This is a genomic window from Microtetraspora fusca (assembly GCF_001570365.1).
Lineage (GTDB): Bacteria > Actinomycetota > Actinomycetes > Streptosporangiales > Streptosporangiaceae > Microtetraspora > Microtetraspora fusca.
In genome coordinates this window covers 114,781-138,235 of record NZ_BBYK01000054.1, presented here as the reverse complement: position 1 = coordinate 138,235, position 23,455 = coordinate 114,781, and the positions used below count along the sequence as shown (strand labels likewise).

Genomic DNA, 23,455 nt, shown 5'->3' with positions numbered 1-23,455 from the left:
CGCCCCGCGGGTCAGGTGGCGGCGCGGCCCCGGTGAGGACGGCCGGCGGGGTCGGGAGGCGCGGCGGCGGGGGTCGTGTCGAGCCCCTCCAGCGCCAGCCGCACCGCCGTGTCGAGCTGCGGGTCCGCGCCCACGGCCCAGTCGGCCGGGGTGTTGAGCACCTCCACGTCCGGTGCGGCGCCCCCGTTCTCCAGCTCCCAGCCGTATCCGCGGATCCAGTGCGCGTAGCCGGGGACGGTGAGGGAGGTGCCGTCGCCGAGCCGGTGCAGTTCGTCGTAGCCGATGACGCCGCCCCACGTCCTCGCGCCGACCACCGGGCCGAGGTCGAGCGCCTGCGCCGCGCCGGTGATGATGTCGCCGTCCGAGCACGTCGCCTCGTCGCACACGACGACGACCGGGCCGCGCGGCGCCTCCATGGGGTAGCTCGTCGGCTCGTGGTGGCGGCTCAGCATCCAGCCGACGATCCGCCGCGACAACTTCTCCAGCACGAGCTGCGAGGTGAAGCCGCCCCGGTTGCCCCGCACGTCGACGACGAGGGCGTCCCGCGCCAGCTCCCGGCCGAGGTCCCGGTGGAGCTGTGCCCAGCCGGCGGCGTCCATGTCGGGGACGTGCAGGTAGCCCGCCCGGCCCCCGCTCAGCCGCCGTACCCGCTGCCTGCGCTCCGCGACCCAGGCGTGGTAGCGCAGCGTGCGGTCGTCCCACAGCGGCACCACGGCCACACGGAACACCCGGTCGCCGGACTCGACGGTGAGCTCCACGGGGCGGCCCGCCGTGTCCACCAGCAGCGGCGCGGGCCCGGTGCGCGGGTCCACCGGCCTGCCGTCCACGGCCAGTACGGCGTCGCCCGGCCGCACGCCCGCCCCGGCGAGAGGCGACCTGGCCTGCGGGTCGGAGGACTCGGCGGGCAGGACGCGCCGGACCCGCCACAGGCCGTCGGTGTCGGGCGCGAGGTCGGCGCCCAGCATGCCGACGTACCGGTACCACTGCTCCGGAGCGGCGGGGACCACGTAGGCGTGGGAGGACGCCAGCTCGCCCAAAAGTTCCCCCAGCACGTCGGCGAAGTCGTCCGCGCCGGAGATCCGGTCGAGCCACGGCCGGTACGCGGCGAGCGCGCCGGGCCAGTCGACGCCCGCGATGTCGGCCACCCAGAACTGGTCGCGCACCAGCCGCCCTGCCTCCGCGTACGCCTGGCGCCAGCGGCTCGGCGGGTCGATCTCGACCCGGATTCTGCGCAGGTCCACCTCGATCGAGTCGCCGCTGCCGCCGACGACCTTCATCGCCCCTCCCTCGACGTACGCGATGCGGGCGCCGTCGCCGCTGACCGAGAAGGCGCCGGCGGGCGCGACCTCCTCGCAGGAGCGCTTGGTGAGGTCGAACCGCTCCAGGAGGGGCCGTCGCGGCGTCCCAGGCTCTCCTGTGCCGAGGGAGCCGCGCAGGGGGTGGCGCAGCCAGGCGAGACCGTCCTTGACCGCCTGGAGGCTCGTGTAGCTCCCCTCGGGCACGGGCAGGCCGACCACCCGGCCCGCCATCCCCTCGGTGTCCACGACGAGGTCGCCGCCGCCGGCGTCCTCGTGCTCGGACGGACGGCCGTCCACGGAGGGCGCGAACGGCGACGGCGTGCTCCGCGCGAGCGGCAGCAGGAAGGGTCGTGAGCCCGCCGCGAAGGCCAGGTCGAAGCTGTGCACGTCGAAGATCGGGTCGAAGCCCCGCCTGGACAGGAACGCGAGATATCTCCCGTCGGGAGTGAACACCGGCTCGGTGTCGGTGAAGCGGCCGTCGGTGACCTCGACGACGAGCGGGTCGGCGCGCGTCACCGGATCCGCCGGGTCCTGGCCGCCGGGGGTTCCCTCAGGTGCCGTACGGGGCGTCCGTGAGCGCAGCCGGGCCATCCGGATCGCCCGCAGCGAGCCCACCCCCGGGTGCGACCAGGCCAGCCAGGCCGAGTCGGGCGAGAACCGGGCCCCGCTGGGCGGGCCGCTCTCCGACCGCGCCACCTCGGTGACCGTCGCCTCCGTCCCGCCGCCCGTGGCGTCGACGAGGAGGACCCTGCCGTCGTGCGTGATGACCGCGATCATCGTCCCGTCCGGCGAGCCGGACAGCTCCAGCACCCGCCCGAGGCGGCCGCAGGCGAGGCTCCTGACCGTGCCGCCGGGCTCCGCCAACTCGATGCCGTCCTCGCCGCCCGCGTCGCTCACCCAGGCGACCGGCCCGTTGCCGCGCCGGGCCGCTTCCTCCCCCTCCGGCGCGCGTACGGCGCCGAGCACGACGGGGAGCCGGGCCCGGACGCCGGGTCGGGCGTCCAGGCACCGCGCCGGGCCGTCCTGGTGGGTGAGCCACAGGACGGCGCCCGCGACCTCGACGGCGCTGGCCCGTCCCGTGGCGTCGCAGGCGAGGTCGTCGAGCAGCGGCGGCGCGTGGCGGGGCCGACGCCCGGTCCCCGCGCCGCCCAGCGTCACGTCCAGCCGCTCGGGGCGGGCGTCCAGGCGGGGCAGCAGCCACAGCTCGCCCGCCCGCGTGTAGACGATCCGCCGCCCGTCCGTGCCCGCCTGGCGGGCGTAGAAGTCCTCGTGCCAGGTGTGCCGCTTCAGGTCCGAGCCGTCGAGGGCGCACGAGTAGACGTTGCCGACGCCCTCGTGATCGGAGAGGAACGCGATCCGGCCCTCGACGATCATGGGCGAGGCGATCTGGCCCTCGTGGCTCTCCAGCAGCCGCCGCCCGTTGAGCCAGAGCCGGCCCGTGCCGCCGCCCCGGTAGCGCTTCCAGTGCGCGGGGTCGTGTCCCGCCGCCCCCGTGAGCAGCAGCGTGTCCTCACCCGACACGTGCAGGTCCTCCACCGGCCCGTACGGCTGCCGCGCGGCCGGCCGCCCGTCGTCGGGGATCGCGTACGCCCAGGTCCAGAACGAGAAGGGCTGGCCGTGCGCGCTGACGGCGGCGACGGTGTGGTCGTCGAGCCAGCCCCGGGACTCGGTGCGCGGGTCGCCCCAGTAGGTGAGCCGGGTGGCGGGGCCGCCTGAGATCGCGGCCACGTGGATCTCCGGGTCGCCGTCGCGGCGGCTGGTCCAGGCGACCCTGGTGCCGTCGGGAGAGAACCTCGGGTGGCTCGCCCCGGCCCGGTCGACCGTGAGCCGCCAGGCTCTGCCGCCGTCGAGGGGGGCGATCCAGACGTCGTCTTCCGCGACGAACGTCAGCGATCGCCGGTGAACGTGGGGAAATCGAAGGTAAGACCCACTCGTCACCAAGTAATCGTAACGGGAAGCCCTTTTACCGCAAGATCGTGATTTTTGCTACTTGAGATACCTGTGAGTCTCCTGCTTACGCGTACCCGACATGAACGCCGATAAAGTGACGCATCGCAAGTGGTCAAGACAGGTAAAAGGGAAGGCATAACGGTGACCGACACGGACCGGCAGCAGCACCCGGCTCTGCCCAGGAGCAAGGCCAGGCGCACCATCGGCGTCGGCCTCAGTGTGCTCGCGCTCGTAGGGAGCCTCGCGGCGTGCAGCGAGGCGAAGAACTCCGCGGACGGGGCTCCGACGCCCGCTCCCTCGGAGGTGCCCTCCGCCGTCCCTTCGGAGATCGCTGAGCCGACACCCACCGTCAAGGAGACCGACCTGCGCAAGGTGACCTGCGAGTACCGCAAGGACGACACCGGCAGCCCGGCGAAGTTCGTCGGCTTTCCGCCGAAGCAGCTGTCGAAGGCGGTGATCAACGCCAAGACGATGACGATCTACACCAACCTCGGCAGAATCGTCATCGACATCGCCCCCGGCGACACGCCCTGCACGATCAACTCGTTCGCGTTCCTGGCGAGCAAGAAGTTCTTCGACAACACGGTCTGCCACCGGCTCACCACGATCGAGTCCAACGGTCTCGGCCTGTTGCAGTGCGGCGACCCGCAGGCCAAGGGCGACGGCGAGAACCCGACCGACGGCACCGGCGGTCCCGGCTACCTGTTCCCCGACGAGAACCTCGGTCCGCAGTACGCCCGCGGCGTGGTCTTCATGGCCCAGGGCGGCGACGCCTCCAACTCCAACGGCAGCCAGTTCGTGATCTCCTACACGGACGAGAACGCCCAGCTTCCGCAGGCGTACACGCCGTTCGGCATCGTGCGCCAGGGCATGGAGATCGTCGACAAGATCGCCAAGGGCGGGGTCAACACCGCCAAGGACGGCATCGACATCACCAGCGACGACGGCGGCTCGAACGCTCCCAAGATGAAGGTCCAGATCAAGACCATCAGGATCTCCTGACCCGCGGCAGCGCGGCACGACGAACGGCCCCCGGGCCCGGTTCACCACCGGGCCCGGGGGCCGTCGTCATGTGCGCGGAAGCGGCGCCGTCAGGCCTTCGGGGCCTCCTGGCCCTTGGGCTTGGCGTCCACCCCGGCCTCCTTGCGCTGCTCGGTCGTGATCGGCGTGGGAGCGGCGGTCAGCGGGTCGAACCCGGAGGCGGTCTTCGGGAACGCGATCACGTCGCGGATCGACTCGCCGCCCGAGAGGAGCATGCAGACGCGGTCCCAGCCGTAGGCGATGCCGCCGTGCGGCGGCGGGCCGTACTTGAACGCCTCGAGCAGGAAGCCGAACTTGCTCTCCGCCTCCTCCTTGGAGATGCCGAGCACGTCGAAGACCCGCTGCTGCATCTCGGCCCGGTGGATACGGATCGAGCCGCCGCCGATCTCCATGCCGTTGCAGACCATGTCGTACGCGTACGCCAGGGCCTCGCCGGGGTTGTCGTGGAAGGTGTCGGCGAACTCGGGCTTGGGGCCGGTGAACGGGTGGTGCACGGCGGTCCAGCCGGTCTGCCGGCCGACCTCGTCGACCACCGGCTCGAACATGGGGGCGTCCACGACCCACAGGAACGACCACTGCGACTCGTCGATCAGGTCGCAGCGGCGGCCGATCTCCAGCCGGGCCGCGCCGAGCAGCTCCCGTGAGGGATGGGGCAGGCCGGCCGCGAAGAAGATCGCGTCCCCGGGCTGCGCGCCGGTGACCTTGACCAGGCCGGCGATCTCGGTCTCGGACAGGTTCTTGGCCACCGGGCCGCCGAGCCCGTCCTCCTGGACCAGCACGTACGCCAAGCCCCGGGCGCCGCGCGACTTGGCCCACTCCTGCCAGGCGTCCAGCTCCTTGCGGGTCTGCCCGGCGCCGCCCGGCATGACGACCGCGCCGACGTACGGCGCCTGGAAGACGCGGAAGGAGGTGTTGGCGAAGTACTCCGTCAGGTCGGTCAGCTCGACCCCGAAGCGCAGATCCGGCTTGTCGGAGCCGTACCGGGACATCGCGTCGGCGTAGCTCATCCGCGGCAGCGGCGTCGGCAGCTCGTAGCCGAGGATCTCCTTCCAGATGCGGCCGATCAGCGCCTCACCGAGCTCGATGACGTCGTCCTGGTCGACGAACGACATCTCGATGTCGATCTGGGTGAACTCGGGCTGCCGGTCCGCCCGAAGGTCCTCGTCGCGGAAGCAGCGCGCGAGCTGGTAGTAGCGCTCGAGGCCGGAGACCATGAGGAGCTGCTTGAAGAGCTGCGGCGACTGCGGCAGGGCGTACCAGTTGCCCGGCTGGAGCCGTACCGGCACCAGGAAGTCGCGGGCACCCTCGGGGGTGGAGCGGGTGAGGTTCGGGGTCTCGACGTAGACGAACCCGCGCTCCCGCATCACCTCGTTCGCCAGGTACGTCGCCTGCGAGCGGGTCCGCAGCGCGTCGGCGATCTGGGCCCGGCGGATGTCGAGGTAGCGGTACTTCAGCCGCGCCTCCTCCGACACGCCGGTGCTGCCCTCGATCGGGAACGGCAGCGGCGCGGCCTCGCTCAGCACCTCCACCTCGGACGCGACGACCTCGACGGCGCCGGTCGGCAGGTCGGGGTTCTCGTTGCCCTCCGGGCGCACGCGAACCTCGCCGGTCACCTTGACGCAGTACTCCGAGCGCAGGTCGTGGGCGTGGTCCTCCTCACGGAAGACCACCTGGACGGAGCCGGAGGCGTCCCGAAGGTCGATGAAGACGACCCCGCCGTGGTCGCGGCGGCGGGCCACCCAGCCCGCCAGCGTCACCCGCTGGCCTGCATGCTCCCTACGAAGCGTCCCTGCTTCGTGACTGCGGATCACGAGAATTTCCCCTTCAGGATGTCGACGACCTCGGCGATCGGCACCGCGGTCTGCTCGGCTGTGGTCATGTCCTTCACTTGCGCGGCCCCCGACTCCAGATCCCGGTCGCCGAGGATCAGGGCGTACCGGGCGCCGCTGCGGTCGGCCGCCTTCATCGCGCCCTTGACGCCGCGCCCGCCGAAGGCCATGTCGACCGAAAGGCCGGCCCGGCGCAGCTCCGCCACCAGGGCGAAGACCCGCCGCCGCGCCTCCTCGCCGAGAGGCACGGCGAACACGTCCACGCTGCCCTGACGCTCGGTGAGCAGTCCCTCGGCCTCCATCGCGAGGACGGTGCGGTCGACGCCGAGCGCCCAGCCGACGCTGGGCAGCGGCGGGCCACCGATCATCTCGCTCAGCCCGTCGTAGCGGCCTCCGCCGCCCACGGCCGACTGGGCGCCGAGGCCGTCGTGCACGAACTCGAAGGTCGTACGGGTGTAGTAGTCGAGGCCGCGGACCAGCCGGGGGTCGTCGGTGTAGGAGACGCCCACCTCACGGAGCAGGCCGCGCACCTCCTCGTGGTACGTCTTGCACGCCCCGCACAGGTGGTCGGTGACCAGCGGCGCGTCCGCGAGCTGGGCACGGACCTCGGGCCGCTTGTCGTCGAGCACGCGCAGCGGGTTGATCTCGATGCGCTGGCGGGTCGGCTCGTCCAGGTCGAGCCCGCGCAGGAACTCCTGCAGCGCGGCCCGGTACGCGGGACGGCACTCGCGGCAGCCCAGCGAGTTCAGCAGCAGCCGCACGTTCCGCAGCCCGAGCCGGGCATAGCCGTCCACGGCGAGCGTGATCAGCTCGGCGTCCAGGGCCGGGTCCTCCGCGCCCAGCGCCTCGGCCCCGATCTGCGAGAAGTGGCGGTACCTGCCCTTCTGGGCCCGCTCGTAGCGGTAGTAGCTGCCGGAGTACCACAGCTTGACCGGCAGCGGGCCGCCCGGCAGTCCGTGCTCGATCACCGCGCGCACCACGGAGGCGGTGCCCTCGGGGCGCAGCGTGATCGACCGCCCGCCCTTGTCCTCGAAGGTGTACATCTCCTTGGTCACGATGTCGGTGGACTCACCGACGCCGCGGGAGAACAGCCGGGTGTCCTCGAAGGCCGGCGTCTCGATGTAGCCGTAGCCCGCCGCACGGGCCGGCGCGGACAGCGCGTCGCGTACGGCGAGCGCCCATTCGGAGCGCGGCGGCATCCAGTCGAAGGTGCCCTTCGGCGCTTGAAAGCTCATCACAGTCCCCTGGTCGGGCCTGCGGGCGGCGCGTCCCCGCCCGAGGCCTGCTGGTCGAGCAGCCCGCGGAGGTAGGGGTTGGTCGCGCGCTCGCGGCCAATGGTCGTCTGCGGTCCATGGCCGGGCAGGACCGTCGTCTCGTCCGGCAGCGGCAGGCACACGGTGGCCAGGCTGCGCAGGATCGTCTCGTGGTCCCCGCCCGGAAGATCGGTACGGCCGATGGAGCCGGCGAACAGCAGGTCGCCCGAGAACATGATCTCAGGAACCCGGAACGTCACCGACCCCCTGGTATGGCCGGGCGCGTGGTCGACCGTGATCTCCATGCCCGCGAGCTTCAGCACGGCGCCGTCGCTCAGCTCGCGGACGTCGTCGGGCTCGGTGAACTCCAGCCCGCCGAACAGCATCTGCCCGGCCTGCAGGGAAAGCCCCTTGCCGGGATCCGACAGCAGCTCGCGGTCCTCGGGGTGGATCCAGGCGGGCACGTCCCGCGCGCCGCAGACGGGCACGACGGACCACATGTGGTCGATGTGGCCGTGGGTCAGCAGCACCGCGACCGGCTTGAGCCGGTACTCGCGCACGATCTCGTCGAGGCCCTCGACAGCGTCCTGACCTGGGTCGATGACGACGCACTCCTCACCTTCGGCGGGAGCGACGACGTAGCAGTTGGTCTGGAACGACCCTGCGGGAAACCCGGCGACGAGCACGGAATCGGCCTCTTCGTCTCAGAAGATGTATCAAGGAATGCGCGAGCGAATGTAACCGAAGGGTACCGGTGCGGGTCGGCAGGCTGCGAACGCATACCCGTGTGCCGATACGATTCGCCCACCTCAATAGTCATTCTTGGACAGTCGGGAGGACGAAGTGGTCACCGGCAAGGACCGCCAGAAGCAGCTGGCCCGGGAGCATTACCAGCGGCAGACGCAGGCGAGACTTGAGCGGCAGCGCAAGGCCCGGCGCACCGCCGTCATCGGAACGACCACCGTCGCCGTCGTGGCGGTGGGGGCGATCGTGGGGGCGATCGCCTTCATGGCCGGTGGCGACGACGCCACCGCCAAGGCCAAGCCGAGCATCGCCGCCGGCGAGGAGCCGAAGGCGTACGACCCCGCGGCCGGCACGTGCTCGTACGTGAAGGCGGCCGACGGCGGCCCGGTCAAGGACGTGGGCATGCCGCCCGAGAAGGTGAGCACCGCCCCGGCGGTCATGACGATCAAGACCAACTACGGGGACATCGTCGCGAACCTCGACGCGGTCAACGCGCCCTGCACGGTCAACTCGTTCAAGTTCCTCGCGTCGAAGGACTACTTCGACAACACCCGGTGCCACCGGATGGGCACCAGCTTCCCGATCCTTCAGTGCGGCGACCCGCTGGCCAAGGCCGACGGCAAGAACCCCACCGACGGCCAGGGCGGCCCCGGCTACCGCTTCGTGGACGAGAACCTCGCGGGCGCCAAGTACAACCGCGGCGTGCTCGCCATGGCCAACAGCGGTCCCGCGACCAACGGCAGCCAGTTCTTCATCGTGTACGGCGACACCGGGCTGAGCCCGGACTACACGCCTTTCGGTACCGTGACGAAGGGGCTGGAAATCCTGGACAAAGTGGCCAAGCGGGGCGTCATCACCGGAGCCGGTGGCGATGGTACGGGCGCACCCAAGCGGCCCGTCGAAATCAAAGACGTGACAATAACCAGCAAGAGCTGACGTAATACAACCAAGGGCACAATGGGGCCCCGGAGGCTGATTCGAGTGCGGGAGGACACCGTGACCACCGACCCGTGGGGCCGGGTAGACGACGACGGCACCGTCTACGTACGTACGGCCGAGGGTGAACGAGCCGTCGGGTCCTGGCAGGCCGGTGAACCGGAGGAGGCTCTCGCCTACTACCACCGCAAGTACGAGGAGCTGGCCGGCCAGGTCCAGCTTCTCGAACAGCGGGTGCGGGGCACCGATCTGCCGCCCGCGCAGGCGGAGGCGAGCATCCAGAAGCTCCGCGAGGCCGTCACCGAGGCCCACGCCGTGGGCGACCTGGGCGCGCTCCAGGGCCGCCTCGACGCCCTGACCGAGATCGTCGGCAGGCGTCGCGACGAAGTGAAGGCCGCGCGGGACAAGGCGCGGACCCAGGCGCGCGAGGTCAAGGAGCGCATCGTCGCCGAGGCCGAGCGGATCGCCGAGGAGGCGACCCACTGGAAGTCCGGCGGCGAGCGGCTGCGCCAGCTCGTCGAGGAGTGGAAGGCCGCCGAGCGCATCGACCGCCCCACCGAGGCGGGCCTCTGGAAGCGCCTGTCCGCCGCCCGTACGGCGTTCGCCAAGCGGCGCAAGGCGTACTTCTCCTCGCTGGACGAGCAGCGGGACGCGGTGCGCGACGAGAAGGAGCGCATCGTCGCCGAGGCGGAGGCGATCGCCGGCTCGACCGACTGGAACGCGACCGCCGCCGCCTACCGCGAGCTGATGCGCCGGTGGAAGGCCGCCGGCCGCGCCTCCCGTGAGGTCGAGGACGAGCTGTGGACCAGGTTCAAGGGCGCGCAGGACCAGTTCTTCCACGCCAGGTCGGCCGTCTTCGCCGAGCGGGACGCCTCCTTCGCGGCGAACGCGGAGATCAAGGAGGCGCTGCTCGCCGAGGCCGGGAAGCTGCTGCCGATCACGGACGCCAGGAGCGCCCGCGCCGTGCTGCGCGGCATCCTGGAGCGCTGGGAGGCGGCCGGACCGGTGCCGCGGGACCAGCGCGACCGGCTGGAGGGCGGCCTGCGCAAGATCGACGACTCGGTCCGCAAGGCCGAGGAGAACGAGTGGCGCCGTACGAACCCGGAGGCCAGGGCGCGCGCCCAGGACACCGTCAACCAGCTCCGCCGGTCGATCGAGCAGCTCGAGGCCCGGCTGTCCAAGGCCCGGACGGCGGGCCGCGACAAGGACGTCAAGGAGGCCGAGGAGGCGCTCACCGCGCGGCGCTCCTGGCTTGAGGAGGCCGAGCGCACGCTCGCCGAGTTCTCCTGACGCCGAGTTCACCGGGGGCGGCGCCGGCCGCCCCCACCGTCGGACCGTCTCGTCCCCCGTCGCGATCGCGCGGCGGGGGACGACGCGTGTCAGGGCTCCGAGTGTGCGGAACGCCGACGGTCAGTTCGTCACGCGGTAGACGTCGTAGACGCCCTGGATGTTGCGCACCGCCTTGAGCACGTGGCCGAGATGCTTGGGATCACCCATCTCGAAGGTGAACTTGCTCACCGCGACCCGGTCCCGGCTGGTCGCCACCGTGGCGGACAGGATGTTCACGTGCTGGTCCGACAGGGTACGCGTGACGTCCGACAGCAGCCGGGGCCGGTCCAGCGCCTCGACCTGGATCGCCACCAGGAAGACCGAGTCTCCGCCGGGGGACCACGCCACCTGCACGAGCCGGTCGGGCTGGGCGCTGAGCTGCTCCACGTTGGGGCAGTTCGTCCGGTGGACCGACACCCCGTGGCCGCGGGTCACGAAGCCCACGATCTCGTCGCCGGGTACCGGCGTGCAGCACCGCGACAGCCGCACCCACACGTCCGGGTCGCCCGCCACGATGACGCCAGCGTTGGAACCGCCCCTGGGACGCCCCCTGAGCTTCGTGGGGACCGCCGCCTCGGCGATGTCCTCCTCCGCCCCCTCGACGCCTCCGAGGGACTGGACGAGCTTCTGGACGACCGCCTGGGCCCCGCTGTGGCCCTCGCCGACCGCGGCGTAGAGAGCCGACACGTCCGGGTACCTGAGGTCGCGCGCCAGCGCCAGGAGGGCCTCGCCGGACATCAGGCGCTGCAGCGGCAGCCCCTGCTTGCGCATCGCCCGCCCGATGGCCTCCTTGCCGGCCTCGATGGCGGTCTCCCTGCGCTCCTTGGAGAACCACTGCCGGATCTTGTTGCGGGCCCGGCCGCTCTTGACGAACTTCAGCCAGTCACGCGAGGGGCCCGCGTCCGGCGACTTGGAGGTGAAGATCTCCACCGTGTCGCCGTTGCCGAGCCGCGACTCCAGCGGCACCAGGCGGCCGTTCACCCGGGCCCCGATGCACCGGTGCCCCACCTCGGTGTGCACCGCGTACGCGAAGTCGACCGGGGTGGCGCCCTCGGGCAGCGCGATCACCTGGCCGCGCGGCGTGAAGACGAACACCTCCGAGACCGACAGGTCGAAGCGCAGCGACTCCAGGAACTCGCCCGGGTCGGAGGTCTCCTTCTGCCAGTCGAGGAGCTGGCGCAGCCAGGCCATGTCGTTGACCTGCTTCCCCTTCGCCGTGCCGGGGGCGCCGTTCATCTCCTCCTTGTACTTCCAGTGGGCGGCCACGCCGTACTCCGCGCGGTGATGCATCGCGCGGGTACGGATCTGCAGCTCGATCGTCTTGCCCTCGGGGCCCATGACCGTCGTGTGCAACGACTGGTACATGTTGAACTTGGGCATCGCGATGTAGTCCTTGAACCGCCCGGGCACCGGCCTCCACTGCGCGTGGATCGTCCCGAGGGCGGCATAGCAGTCACGCACCGTGTCCACCAGCACGCGGATGCCCACCAGGTCGTAGATGTCGTCGAACGCCACGCCCTTGGCGATCATCTTCTGGTAGATCGAGTAGTAGTGCTTCGGACGGCCCTTGACGGTCGCCCGGATCTTGGCCTCACGCAGGTCGGCGGAGACCTTCTCGATCACGTCCTGCAGGAACAGGTCGCGGCGGGGGGCGCGCTCGGACACCATCCGGGCGATCTCGTCGTACCGCTTCGGGTAGAGCATGGCGAACGCGAGGTCCTCCAGCTCCCACTTGATGGTGTTCATGCCGAGCCGGTGCGCGAGCGGTGCGAAGATCTCCAACGTCTCGCGGGACTTCTGCTGCCGCTTGTGCTCGGGCAGGTAGCGCATCGTGCGCATGTTGTGCAGCCGGTCGGCCAGCTTGATGACCAGCACGCGTATGTCGCGCGCCATGGCGACGACCATCTTCCTGACGGTCTCGGCCTGCGCCGCGTCGCCGAACTTGACCTTGTCCAGCTTGGTCACGCCGTCGACCAGCAGGGCGATGCTCTCGCCGAAGTCGGCGCGCAGCTCCTCCAGGCTGTAGGCGGTGTCCTCGACCGTGTCGTGCAGGAGCGCCGCGCAGAGCGTCTCGTCGTCGGTGCCGAGCTCGGCCAGGATCGTCGCCACGGCCAGGGGGTGCGTGATGTACGGATCGCCGCTCTTGCGCTTCTGGTCGCGGTGATGGTGGGCGGCGACATCGTAGGCGCGCTCGATCAGCCGGAGATCCGCCTTGGGATGGGTCGCGCGAACCGTCTTGAAGAGCGGTTCCAACACCGGATTCATAGCACCCCACTGCCCCCCGAACCGCGCCCGCCGCCGTCGCTGGGCAGGCGCGGGTCTCTCCTCCACTGCCTCCGATGCGTCGCGCGCGACTACCGTCTCCTCGGCCTCGGCGGGCCAGGACTCACTCCGGGCCCGCACGCCGTCGGGCACGACCACATCACGGGGCACACAGACTCCTCACGTCGAGTCCAGGCTCCCCAGTGTATCCGCGCCGTATGCCCGCTTTTCGCCTGGATGCGGTCGGTTCAGACGGTCACCAGGGAACGGACCTCCAGGCCAGGCAACCGGTCGCGGCCGGAGAGGAAGGACAGCTCCATCAGGACGGACACCCCGATGATGTGGGCGCCCGCTCTCCTGACCAGCTCCACGGTCGCGTTGGCGGTGCCTCCCGTGGCGAGCACGTCGTCCACGATCAGCACCCGCTCGCCCGGGGCGAAGGCGTCGGAGTGCACTTCCACCGTCGCGGAGCCGTACTCCAGATCATAGTTCGCCTCGAACGTCTGTGCAGGCAGTTTGCCCTTCTTGCGCACGGGGACGAACCCGGCCCCCGCCCGGTACGCCACCGGGGCGGCCAGGATGAAGCCGCGCGCCTCGATGCCGACCACCTTGTCGAACGCCAGGCCGGCGCCCAGCTCGTCCACCACCTGCGTGAACGCGCTGTGGTCGGCCAGCAGCGGGGTGATGTCCTTGAACACGACGCCCGGCTTCGGGTAGTCGGGAACGTCTCTGATCAGGGAGACCCACTCGGTCATTTTCCGCCCACTTCATGAGGACGGCGCCCCCGCGTCCCTCCCGCGATGCCGGGCATCGCCGGAGGCGGCACAGGAGCGCCGTCGCCGTACTTATGCGTCAACCGTACCGGTCAGCGCTTCTTGCGTTTGTCGTCCTCGGTCGCCGAGGTCCCGTTCTGCGACCCCGCGCCCACCGGCTGCTTGGCAGCGCGCGCGTCGGCCGCGGCCGCCTTGGCGGCGGAGGCCTCGCGCTGGGCCACCCGCTTGGCCAGGGCCTGCCACTGCGGCTCGCGCTCCTTGAGCGTGACCAGGATGGGCGTGGCCACGCACAGCGAGGAGTACGTGCCGACGACCATGCCGACGAACAGCGCCAGGGAGAGGTCCTTCAGCGTGCCCGCGCCGAGCAGCGTGGTGCCGATGAACAGGATCGCCGCCACCGGCAGGATCGCGACCAGGGAGGTGTTCAGCGACCGGATCAGCGTGTGGCTGAGCGCGTTGTTCGCGGCCTGGGTGTAGGTCATCTTCGCGCTCGTGCCGAGCTTGCCCGTCACTTCCTTGATCATGTCGAAGACGACGACCGCGTCGTACAGCGAATAGCCGAGGATCGTGAGGAAGCCCAGCATGGTGGCCGGGGTGACCTCGAAGCCGGACCAGGCGTAGATGCCCGCGGTGATCACGAGGTCGTGGACCAGGGCCACGATGGCGGCGAGCGCCATCCGCCACTCGAACGCGAGGCTGAGGTACAGCATGATCGCGAGCATGAAGACGGCCAGGCCGATCCACGCCTTCTGGGCGACCTCGCCACCCCAGGTCGCACCGATGACCTGGGTGCTGACCTCGTTCACGTCGATGTGGTACTTCTGCGCGACCGCCTGCTGGACCTTGGGGACCTCGTTGGTGTCCAGGCTCTCGGTGGTGACCCGCCAGTTCGCCCCGGCCTGCTGCACGATGGTCTGGTGGACCCCGGTCTCGTGGATGGTCTCCCTGACCTCCTCGACGCTGGAACTCGCCGCCCGGGGGAACTCGAAGACCGAGCCGCCCCTGAACTCGACGCCGAGGTTGAGGCCGTGGATGACCATGCCCAGGATGGAGACCGCCATCAGCAGGGCCGACAGGCCGTACCAGAGCTTCCGCTTGCCGACGAAGTCGATGTCGATGTCGCCGCGGTACAGGCGGCTGATAATGCCCGGCATCACGCCTCCTGCAGGGTCTGCTCGGCACCGCTGCGGCCCATGCGCTCGGCGTCGAGCCCGGACAGCTTGTGGCCCTTCGAGAAGAACTTCAGCCGCGCGGCCAGCGACATGAGCGGCTTGGTGAAGAGGAAGACCACCACGATGTCGATGAGCGTGGTCAGGCCCATGGCGAACGCGAACCCGGCGACACCGCCGACGGCGAGGAAGTAGAGCACCACCGCGGCGATGAACATGACCGCGTCCGCGACCAGGATCGTCCGCTTGGCCCGCCGCCAGGCGACCTCGACGGCGGCGCGGAGAGTGCGCCTGCCTTCCTTCATCTCGTCACGGATGCGCTCGAAGTAGACGATGAACGAGTCCGCGGTGATGCCGATCGAGACCACGAGGCCGATGATGTGTGGCAGCGACCATCGGAAGCCGACGTTCGCGCTGAGGACGGCCACCGACAGGTAGGTGGCGATCGTCGCCACCCCCAGGCTGGCGATGCCGATCGCGCCGAGGCCCCGGTAGTAGAGCAGCAGGTAGAGCATGACGATCAGCAGACCGATGGCGCCGGAGACGAGGCCGCCGCGGAGCTGGTCCTGACCGAGCGTCGAGGAGACGGAGACGACGGAGCTCTGCACGAACTTGAGCGGCAGCGCGCCGTACTTGAGCTGGTCGGCGAGCTCGGTCGCGGTCTGCTGGGTGAAGCCGCCCGAGATCTCGGTCTTGCCGCCGGGGATCCGGCCGTTCGAGGAGGGGGCGGTGATCACGAGGCCGTCGAGGACGACGCCGATCTGGTTGCGCGGCGCCTGGGCGCCGAAGGCCTTGGCGGTGAGGTCGCTCCACTGCGACGCGCCCTGGCTCTTGAAGTCGAGGTTGACCACCCACTCGCCGGTGTCCTGGCGTACGCCGGCCGACGCGGTGGTGATCTGGGAGCCCTGCACGGCGGCCTTGTCGAGGATGTACCTCGCGGAGCCGTCCTGGCTGCAGGCCACGATCTGCTTGTTCGGGTCGTCCTGAGCGCCCTGGCCGCGGTCCTTCGCGGTGCAGTTGATCTTGCGGAACGCTTCCAGGACAGCCGGGTCGATGCCGGAGACGTCCTGCCCGGCGAGTGGGTCCTCCTCGCCGGCGGTGGCCGAGGGCGAGGGCGACGGAGTCGCCTTGGCCCGTGTCCCGGCCGCCGACCTCTCACCGGTGGCGGTATGCGACCTCGCCCGCCTGGTCACGCCCGGCGTCGGTGTGGGCTCGGCAACGGCCTTGGAGACCGCGCGCCCGGCCGGCGTGGCGCCGGGGGACGGGGTCACGGCCGACGAACTCGGCGTTGCCGCGGTCGTGGGAAGGGCGGCCGGCGGAGTCGTGGCCGCGGCCACCGCGAGCACCTGGCGGAAACGCATCTCCGCGGTGGTGGCGACCAGTTTGATGGCCTCGTCGCGGCCGGCGCCCGGCACCGAGATGACGATGTTGTCGCCGGACCTGGCGACCTCGGCGTCGGAGATGCCGGTGCCGTTCACGCGGTCCCGGATGATGTTGACGGCCCGGTCGAGGCTCTCCTGCGGCGGGGCCTTGCCGTCCGCGGTCACGGGCGACAGCGTCACCGTCGTGCCGCCCGCGAGGTCGAGACCGAACTTGGGGACGAACGCCTTCTGGAAGACGATCGACGCCCCCATGGCGAGGATGATCACCAGAAGGGCCAGGAGCGTGCGTCCTGGCCTGATCTGGCTACTGGTCGGTGGGGCCACTGGTGGTCGACTCTTTCGTCAAGGGATCTTCAGTGAGCGTGGTCAGGACTGCTTGGTGCTCGAGTCCTTGGCGCCCCCGTCTTCGGAGGTCTCGGTCACCTGCTCGCCCTTGTCTTTCTGAATGTCCTCATGGGCGTCGTCGCGAACGCCCTCTTGCGCCACGGACTGGGCAGCATCCGTCTCGTCGGCGTCGGCACCGTCAACGGGAGTCACAACGCGACCGATCGCGGCCTTGACCCAGCGGGTCTCCACACCCGGCGCGATCTCCAGGATGACGTCCTCGTCCTGGAGGCCCACCACGGTGCCGAACAGACCCGTGGTGGTCATGACGCGCGCGCCCGGCGTAAGCGTGTTCTGCATCTGCAGCTGCTCCTGCTGACGCTTGCGCTGGGGGCGGATCAGCAGGAAGTAGAACACCACTACCAGCAAGATCAGTGGCAGAAACGTCCCAAGCGGGTTGTTGCCCACGGGGGCCACCCTTCCATTAGGTGATGAACCGGCTTGACACCGGAGGTCCAGTTAGGCGTTTTGCGCGCCGCGACCGCGTCGCCGAGAAGTGTCAGCGTAAGCGGCCGGTCAAGCCACGCAGTGTAGGCGAGCCGCTCGAAGAGCGGCAACGAACCCACGATATGGCACGCGGGAAAGTGCCCATTTCAGCGTCTTTGCAACCGATCTGTGACCATGCACGGCTGATGCGCCCTTCTCGACCGACTTCGGCCCCCCTGATATTTCTCCGTCATTCAAGAAATGCACGGCTTTCGTCGTCGGTCATTCACGGCTCCGCCACTCCTCCAGCGGAAGCGGAACGGCCGCGCGGTTCAGAAGGGGGCGTCCGGGGGCGGGATCAGGCCGAGGTGCGTCCAGGCCGCCGCGGTCGCCACGCGACCCCGCGGTGTGCGGGCCAGCAGGCCCTGCCGAACGAGGAACGGCTCCGCCACCACCTCCACGGTCTCCGGCTCCTCCCCCACCGCCACGGCGAGCGTGGACAACCCGACCGGGCCGCCGCCGAACTTGCGCAGCAGCGCCCCGAGCACGGCGCGGTCGAGCCGGTCCAGGCCCTCGCCGTCCACCTCGTAGAGGTTGAGCGCGGCGGCGGCCACCTCGCGGGTGACCACGCCCTCGGCGCGCACCTCGGAGAAGTCGCGAACCCGGCGCAGCAGGCGGTTGGCGATGCGGGGCGTCCCGCGGGACCGGCGGGCGATCTCGTGCGCGCCCTCGCCGGGAAGATCGACGGACAGCAGCCGCGCGGATCTGTGCAGCACCTGCTCCAGCTCCGGCACCTCGTAGAAGTCCATGTGGGCGGTGAAGCCGAAGCGGTCGCGCAGCGGCGCCGGGAGCAGCCCGGCGCGCGTGGTCGCCCCGACCAGCGTGAACGGCGCGATGTCCAGCGGGATGGACGTGGCGCCCGGCCCCTTGCCGACCACGATGTCGACCCGGAAGTCCTCCATCGCGAGGTACAGCATCTCCTCGGCCGGGCGGGCCATGCGGTGGATCTCGTCGATGAAGAGGACCTCGCCCTCGGAGAGGGTCGAGAGGATCGCGGCGAGATCGCCGGCGCGTTCCAGCGCCGGGCCGGAGGTCATCCGGAGCGGCGCGCCCAGCTCGGCCGCGATGATCATGGCGAGCGTGGTCTTGCCCAGGCCAGGGCCGCCGCTCATCAGCACGTGGTCCGGCGGCCGGTTGCGGCGCAGGGCGCTCTCCAGCACCAGCGAGAGCTGCTCGCGCACCCTCCCCTGGCCGATGAACTCCTCCAGGCGGCGGGGACGCAGCGCCGCCTCGATGGCGTGCTCGTCCCCCTCGGCGTCGGGCGACACCAGGTCGCGCTCGATGCTCATGACTGCCTCCCCCGTCGCCGGTGGCGCGCTGAAACGTTCATCGGACGACTCACCGGACGCTCAGCGCCCGCAGGGCCGACTTGAGCAGCACGGCGACCTGGGGGGACCGGCCGGCCGCCACCTCTGCGTCGGCCTCGGGCGCCACCGCGGCGACGGCCTCGTCCGCGTCCTTGGCCGAGTATCCGAGGCCGACCAGGCCGGAGTGGACCTGGTCGCGCCAGGGAGGCGGCACCGGCGCGCCGCCGCCGAGCGCGGCGTTGACCGCGTCCTCCGGGGTGCCGAGCTTGCCCTTGAGCTCCAGGACGATGCGCTGGGCGCCCTTCTGGCCGATGCCGGGGACCATGGTCAGCGCCTTGATGTCGGCGGTCGCGACGGCCACCCGCAGCGCGCTCGGCGTGTGGACGGCAAGCATGGCGAGCGCGATGCGCGGCCCCACTCCGCTCGCCGTCTGCAGCATCTCGAACACGGTCCGCTCGTCCTCGGAGGCGAAGCCGTACAGCGTGAGCGACTCCTCGCGAACCACGAGCGAGGTGGCGAGCCTGCCGGGCTCGCCCACCCGCAACCCGGCCAGCGTGCCGGGCGTGCAGTGCACCAGCATGCCGACCCCGCCGACCTCGATCACGGCGGCCTCCGGCCCGACCCCGGCCACCCGGCCCGCCACGGATGCGATCACTGCGCGTTCCCTCCCCCATCGGCCCGCCCTGCCTCGCGGACCCCAGTCCTACCAGAAGCCGCCGACATCGCCGCGGCCGGCGACGTCTCCCGGGTCACCGCCCGGCCCCGGGATGGCGGTACCCCGGCTGGAGCGCGACGGCCGCGCCGGGTCGTCCCCGCCCGGCCAGGGCCTGGGCCAGCCGGTTCTGCGCGCCGCCGCGCCAGACGTGGCAGATGGCGAGGGCCAGGGCGTCGGCGGCGTCGGCGGGCTTCGGCATGGCGTCGAGCCTGAGCACGCGGGTCACCATGGTGCCGACCTGCTTCTTGTCGGCGTTGCCGTTCCCGGTGATGGCGGCCTTGACCTCGCTCGGCGTGTGCAGCGCGACCGGCAGGCCGCGCCGCGCGGCGCAGGTGATGGCGACCGCGGACGCCTGCGCGGTGCCCATGACCGTGCGCACGTTGTGCTGGGCGAAGACGCGCTCCACGGCCACCGCGTCGGGCTTGATCTCGTCGAGCCAGCGCTCGATCTCGGCCTCGATGGCGACCAGCCGGGCGCCGATGTCGTCCTCGGCGGGCGTGCGCACCACGCCGACGGCCACCATGCGCAGCGGCGCGCCCGGACGGCCCTCGACCGCTCCGAGGCCGCACCGGGTCAGCCCCGGATCGACCCCCATCACCCTCAGCTCGGGCAACCGCACGAGAACGCCTCCCCCGGGATCCACTCTTCGCCGAACACGTGTTCGGCGAAGAACTCTACTCCCGGCGGAGGCGCGAGATCACGGGTAACGGCGGATCAGAAGTAGTCGAGCATGTACGCGGCGCAGTGGAAGGCCGCGTCGAGCGCCTCGTCGTCCTCGGCGGTGCCGCCCGCGACCAGGCCGGTACGGCGCAGCGCGGCCATGGGGACGCCCGCGAACAGCGCGGACAGGCCGCGGACGCCGAAGGCGGGCCCGGTTCCCGACGACGGGGTGACGGATCCCGCCCCCGAGGAGATCTCCAGCCGCCAGGCGCCGCTGTTCGCCGGCCGCTGCGGGTCCTCCACCTGGATGACGGTGTCCACCGAGATCCCGGCGGGGAAGCCGCGCCGCGCGACGGCGGCGGCCAGGTCGATCACGCGGAACATCCAGCGCGTCTGCCGGATCTCGTCCTTGCTCCGCTCCCGGAGCAGCCAGAGCACCGGGTCGTACGGGTCGACGATCGCCGTGACGGACTTGGCGATCGAGGAGGCGCTGCCGACCATGGACCACAGGGCCCGCGCGGTGGCCTCGGATCCGGCCACGCAGTTGTCGACCTCGATGTCACCGCTGTCCCACCGGTAGATCAGGAATCCGTCGTCGGCGATGTAACAGAAGTCGTCGTCCTCGGCCAGCCACAGCCGCCACGTGCGTTCGTCGTAGCACACCGGGCCGGAGGCGCGGGTCGCGGCGTTGATCCGCCCGATGGTCGCGATCAGCTCCGGCGCGTCGTCGGGGCCCATCCGGCGCAGCTTGACGCCGGGGCCGTCCGTGCCGAGCCCGCGCAGCGCCTCGGTGGGGAGGGTGGCCCTGGTCAGGCCGCCCGCGTGCTCCCAGCCCATGCTCCGATAGAGCGGCGTGGTGGCGGGGTAGAGCGCGGAGACGACGTCCCCGAGCTCGGCCGTACGCTCGATGACGGCCTGCATGATCGCCCGGCCCACGCCGCGGCCCCGGTCCTCGGGGGCGACGGTGACGCTCGCGACGCCGCCCATCGGCATCGGCCGGCCGTGCCACCACTGGGTGAACGCGTTGATCCGAGCCGTGGCGACCAGGCGGGGACCGTCGAAGGCGCCGATGAAGCGCCCGGTCGGCAACACGGGCACCACCAGTTCGCGCCACGTCTCGACGTCGCTGCCGGAGATGGGGCCGAAGGCCCGCTTACGGTTGTCGAGCACCGCGTCGAGATCATCGACGGTGAGGTCACGAATGTCCACGATCGGACAAAATATGCTGACGACCGGTCCCGCGCCAATCGATTTTCCGTGTGACCCGCGCGCCGCTCACAGGGCGGCGGCGGGACCCACGGGCGAATCTACGCCTCGAGCTTCTCCATGATCTCGTCGGAGACGTCGAAGTTGGCCCAGACGTTCTGCACGTCGTCGCTGTCCTCGAGGGCGTCGATGAGGCGGAAGACCTTGCGGGCGCCCTCCTCGTCGAGCGGGATGTTCATGCTCGGCAGGAAGCTCTGCTCGGCCGACTCGTACTCGATGCCGGCGTCCTGGAGGGCGGAGCGGACCGGGACCAGGTTCGTGGCCTCGCACACCACCTCGAAGTTGTCGCCGAGGTCGTTGACCTCCTCGGCGCCCGCGTCGAGGACGGCCAGCAGCACGTCGTCCTCGGAGAGGTCGCCGGCCCTCGGCACGAGGACGACGCCCTTGCGGTTGAACATGTACGACACCGAACCCGGGTCGGCCAGCGAGCCGCCGTTGCGGGTCAGCGCGACCCGGACCTCGGACGCCGCGCGGTTGCGGTTGTCCGTGAGGCACTCGATCAGGACGGCCACGCCGCCCGGGGCGTAGCCCTCGTACATGATGGTCTGCCAGTCGGCGCCGCCGGCCTCCAGGCCGCCGCCGCGCTTGCGCGCCCGCTCGATGTTGTCGATGGGGACGGAGTTCTTACGCGCCTTCGTTATGGCGTCGTAGAGGGTCGGGTTGCCGTCCGGGTCGGGGCCGCCGGTCCGGGCCGCGACCTCGATGTTCTTGATGAGCTTGGCGAACAGCTTGCCGCGCTTGGAGTCGAGCGCGGCCTTCTTGTGCTTCGTCGTCGCCCATTTGGAGTGGCCGGACATCGCCTAGAACTCCCTCACCATTTCGACAAAATACGAGTGAACCCGCGCGTCGCCCGTCAGCTCGGGGTGGAAGGACGTCGCGAGCAGAGGTCCCTGTCGGACCGCGACGATCCTACCCCCGGGCTCGGCTGTGCCCAGCACCTCCACGTCGGCGCCGACCGACTCGACCCAGGGTGCGCGGATGAAAACCGCCCGGACGGTGCCGCGTCCGGCGAAGTCGAGGTCGGCCTCAAAGGAGTCGACCTGGCGGCCGAAGGCGTTGCGGCGGACGACCATGTCGATGCCGCCGATCGTCTCCTGGCCCTCGACGCCGCCCTCGATGCGGTCGGCCAGCATGATCATCCCCGCGCAGGAGCCGTACGTGGGCAGCCCCTCCTTGATGCGCAGCTTGAGCGGTTCGAGCAGGTCGAACGCGGTCGCGAGCTTCCACATCGTGGTGGACTCCCCGCCCGGGATGACCAACGCGTCGACCGCGTCCAGTTCGCTCCTGCGGCGTACGGCCATCGCCCTCGCCCCCGCGTCCTCGATGGCGCGGGCGTGCTCGCGCACGTCGCCCTGCAGGGCGAGCACGCCGATAAGCGGCGCAGTCGTCACGGTCATCCTTTCGTCCGGCGGTGGTCCCAGCGTAGAACCAAGGCGCAGAACGTCCCAAACCGCATGTTTTATGCCTGTGCGGGCGACGCGTCCTGGAAGGTGTGATCGGTGTCGACGTGGTCGAGCGCGGCCAGATGGTGCCGCCGGGCGAACAGGATCGCGATGCCGACCACGCAGCAGGCCGCCCCCACGTAGTACGGCACGGCCTCGCCGAACTCCTCACCCAGCTTGGTCACGATGTACGGCGCGAGCGCCCCGCCCATCCAGCGGACGAAGTTGTAGCCGGCCGAGGCGACGGGACGGGGCGCGTCCGACACCTCCATCGCGGCCTCGGTGAAGATCGTGTTGTTGAACCCGATCGGGATGCCGCACAGGATCACGAAGACCACGGTCCCGGCCTGCCCGGAGAGGGCGATGCCCACCTGGAGGACGGCGAGCAGCGCGAGGGAGAGCAGCAGCACGCGGACCGACCCGAGGCGGCGCTGCAGCCACGGCGCGCCGAAGACGGAGGCCAGCGCCACGCACACGCCCCATCCGAAGAACACCGCGCCGATGCCGTACGCGGACATGCCGAGGATGAACGGCGTGAACGCCAGCACGGTGAAGAACGCGAAGTTGTAGAAGAGCGCGGTGAAGGCGGTGGTGGACAGGCCGCCGTGGGCCAGCGCGCGGATCGGGTCGCTCAGCCGGGTCCGTACGGCAGGCTTGGGCGTCGGCGCGAGCAGGGTCACGATCAGGACGAACCCGACGGCCATCAGCGTCGCCGTGCCGAAGAAGGGCGCGCGCCAGTTCCAGTCGCCGAGCAGCGCCCCGACCAGCGGGCCGAGGGAGATGCCGAGGCCGAGCGCGGCCTCGTAGAGGATGATCGCCTTCTCCGCGCCGCCGCTGGCCGCGCCGACGATCACGGCGAGCGCGGTGGCCACGAAGAGCGCGTTGCCGAGGCCCCATCCGGCACGGAAGCCGACGAGCTGGCCGACCGTGTCGGAGGTCCCGGCCAGCGCGGCGAAGACGACGACGAGCGCGAGGCCGAGCAGGAGGGTGCGCTTGCCGCCGATCCGGCTGGAGAACCAGCCGGTGATCAGCATCGCGACCGCGGTGACCAGGAAGTAGCTGGTGAACAGCAGCGACACCTGGCTGGGCGTGGCCCGCAGGCCCTGCGCGATCGACGGGAGGATGGGGTCGACGAGCCCGATCCCCATGAAGGCCACCACCGCGGCGAACGCGGTGGCCCACACCGAGACGGGCTGACGGAGGAGTCCTCCGGATGGCTGCGACAACTG

Annotated in this window: 19 protein-coding genes; 3 read left to right on the top strand and 16 right to left on the bottom strand. The window is 70.9% G+C overall.

The window, feature by feature from the left end; genetic code table 11:
* Positions 1 to 11: 11 nt before the first annotated feature.
* Complete coding sequence (locus AWQ68_RS24045; RefSeq protein WP_218007001.1) at positions 12 to 3,236, bottom strand: S41 family peptidase; 3,225 nt, start codon at positions 3,234 to 3,236, stop codon at positions 12 to 14.
* A gap of 153 nt (positions 3,237 to 3,389) precedes the next feature.
* On the opposite strand from AWQ68_RS24045, the gene AWQ68_RS24040 reads away from it, so the two are divergent.
* Positions 3,390 to 4,250 (top strand): peptidylprolyl isomerase, encoded by an 861-nt coding sequence (locus tag AWQ68_RS24040; protein ID WP_245656064.1) that lies wholly within the window; start codon positions 3,390 to 3,392, stop codon positions 4,248 to 4,250.
* Positions 4,251 to 4,339: 89 nt separating this feature from the next.
* Here the strand turns inward: AWQ68_RS24040 and aspS are convergent, their stop codons facing one another.
* The 3 genes from aspS to AWQ68_RS24025 are packed head-to-tail and all read right to left on the bottom strand — an operon-like array spanning position 4,340 to position 8,057.
* Positions 4,340 to 6,100, bottom strand: a complete 1,761-nt coding sequence (gene aspS, locus AWQ68_RS24035) for an aspartate--tRNA ligase (RefSeq protein WP_066943866.1) — start codon at positions 6,098 to 6,100, stop codon at positions 4,340 to 4,342.
* Positions 6,097 to 7,353, bottom strand: coding sequence for a histidine--tRNA ligase (gene hisS, locus AWQ68_RS24030; protein ID WP_174554139.1), 1,257 nt, complete (start codon positions 7,351 to 7,353; stop codon positions 6,097 to 6,099). Before hisS ends, aspS begins: the two co-directional genes overlap by 4 nt.
* On the bottom strand, positions 7,353 to 8,057 hold the full coding sequence (locus AWQ68_RS24025; RefSeq protein ID WP_066943862.1) for an MBL fold metallo-hydrolase: 705 nt from the start codon (positions 8,055 to 8,057) through the stop codon (positions 7,353 to 7,355). Before AWQ68_RS24025 ends, hisS begins: the two co-directional genes overlap by 1 nt.
* A gap of 136 nt (positions 8,058 to 8,193) precedes the next feature.
* On the opposite strand from AWQ68_RS24025, the gene AWQ68_RS24020 reads away from it, so the two are divergent.
* Positions 8,194 to 9,051, top strand: a complete 858-nt coding sequence (locus tag AWQ68_RS24020; RefSeq protein ID WP_245656063.1) for a peptidylprolyl isomerase — start codon at positions 8,194 to 8,196, stop codon at positions 9,049 to 9,051.
* 60 nt (positions 9,052 to 9,111) lie between these two features.
* Complete coding sequence (locus tag AWQ68_RS24015; RefSeq protein WP_066943972.1) at positions 9,112 to 10,341, top strand: DUF349 domain-containing protein; 1,230 nt, start codon at positions 9,112 to 9,114, stop codon at positions 10,339 to 10,341.
* Between the two features lie 120 nt (positions 10,342 to 10,461).
* Here AWQ68_RS24015 and AWQ68_RS24010 read toward each other — a convergent pair whose 3' ends face one another.
* From AWQ68_RS24010 to AWQ68_RS23955, 12 genes are all read right to left on the bottom strand, one after another.
* Complete coding sequence (locus AWQ68_RS24010) at positions 10,462 to 12,645, bottom strand: RelA/SpoT family protein (protein WP_157545643.1); 2,184 nt, start codon at positions 12,643 to 12,645, stop codon at positions 10,462 to 10,464.
* A gap of 245 nt (positions 12,646 to 12,890) precedes the next feature.
* On the bottom strand, positions 12,891 to 13,397 hold the full coding sequence (locus tag AWQ68_RS24005; protein WP_066943857.1) for an adenine phosphoribosyltransferase: 507 nt from the start codon (positions 13,395 to 13,397) through the stop codon (positions 12,891 to 12,893).
* A 110-nt stretch (positions 13,398 to 13,507) separates the two neighbouring features.
* Positions 13,508 to 14,569, bottom strand: a complete 1,062-nt coding sequence (gene secF, locus AWQ68_RS24000; protein WP_066943856.1) for a protein translocase subunit SecF — start codon at positions 14,567 to 14,569, stop codon at positions 13,508 to 13,510.
* Positions 14,569 to 16,290 carry a protein translocase subunit SecD gene (secD, locus tag AWQ68_RS23995; RefSeq protein WP_306306821.1) on the bottom strand — a complete coding sequence of 574 codons (1,722 nt, stop codon included), beginning with the start codon at positions 16,288 to 16,290 and terminating at the stop codon, positions 14,569 to 14,571. The genes secF and secD overlap by 1 nt, the downstream gene beginning before the upstream one ends.
* A 42-nt stretch (positions 16,291 to 16,332) precedes the next feature.
* Positions 16,333 to 16,758: a preprotein translocase subunit YajC gene (gene yajC, locus AWQ68_RS23990; protein WP_066943854.1), complete on the bottom strand. Its 426-nt coding sequence runs from the start codon at positions 16,756 to 16,758 to the stop codon at positions 16,333 to 16,335.
* Between the two features lie 350 nt (positions 16,759 to 17,108).
* A complete protein-coding gene (gene ruvB / locus AWQ68_RS23985; RefSeq protein WP_066943852.1) occupies positions 17,109 to 18,125 on the bottom strand; it encodes a Holliday junction branch migration DNA helicase RuvB in 1,017 nt (338 codons plus the stop codon).
* 49 nt (positions 18,126 to 18,174) lie between these two features.
* A complete protein-coding gene (ruvA, locus tag AWQ68_RS23980) occupies positions 18,175 to 18,798 on the bottom strand; it encodes a Holliday junction branch migration protein RuvA (RefSeq protein ID WP_066943850.1) in 624 nt (207 codons plus the stop codon).
* 94 nt (positions 18,799 to 18,892) lie between these two features.
* Positions 18,893 to 19,462: a crossover junction endodeoxyribonuclease RuvC gene (gene ruvC, locus AWQ68_RS23975; RefSeq protein WP_066943968.1), complete on the bottom strand. Its 570-nt coding sequence runs from the start codon at positions 19,460 to 19,462 to the stop codon at positions 18,893 to 18,895.
* 110 nt (positions 19,463 to 19,572) lie between these two features.
* The gene (locus AWQ68_RS23970) at positions 19,573 to 20,727 is read right to left on the bottom strand and encodes a GNAT family N-acetyltransferase (protein ID WP_066943848.1); all 1,155 of its coding nucleotides are present in this window, start codon (positions 20,725 to 20,727) and stop codon (positions 19,573 to 19,575) included.
* A 98-nt stretch (positions 20,728 to 20,825) separates the two neighbouring features.
* Positions 20,826 to 21,581, bottom strand: a complete 756-nt coding sequence (locus AWQ68_RS23965) for a YebC/PmpR family DNA-binding transcriptional regulator (RefSeq protein ID WP_066943846.1) — start codon at positions 21,579 to 21,581, stop codon at positions 20,826 to 20,828.
* 3 nt (positions 21,582 to 21,584) lie between these two features.
* Entirely contained in the window at positions 21,585 to 22,175 is a 591-nt protein-coding gene (gene pdxT, locus AWQ68_RS23960) for a pyridoxal 5'-phosphate synthase glutaminase subunit PdxT (protein ID WP_066943966.1), read from the bottom strand.
* 68 nt (positions 22,176 to 22,243) lie between these two features.
* A complete protein-coding gene (locus tag AWQ68_RS23955) occupies positions 22,244 to 23,452 on the bottom strand; it encodes an MFS transporter (protein WP_084464337.1) in 1,209 nt (402 codons plus the stop codon).
* Positions 23,453 to 23,455 lie beyond the last annotated feature (3 nt).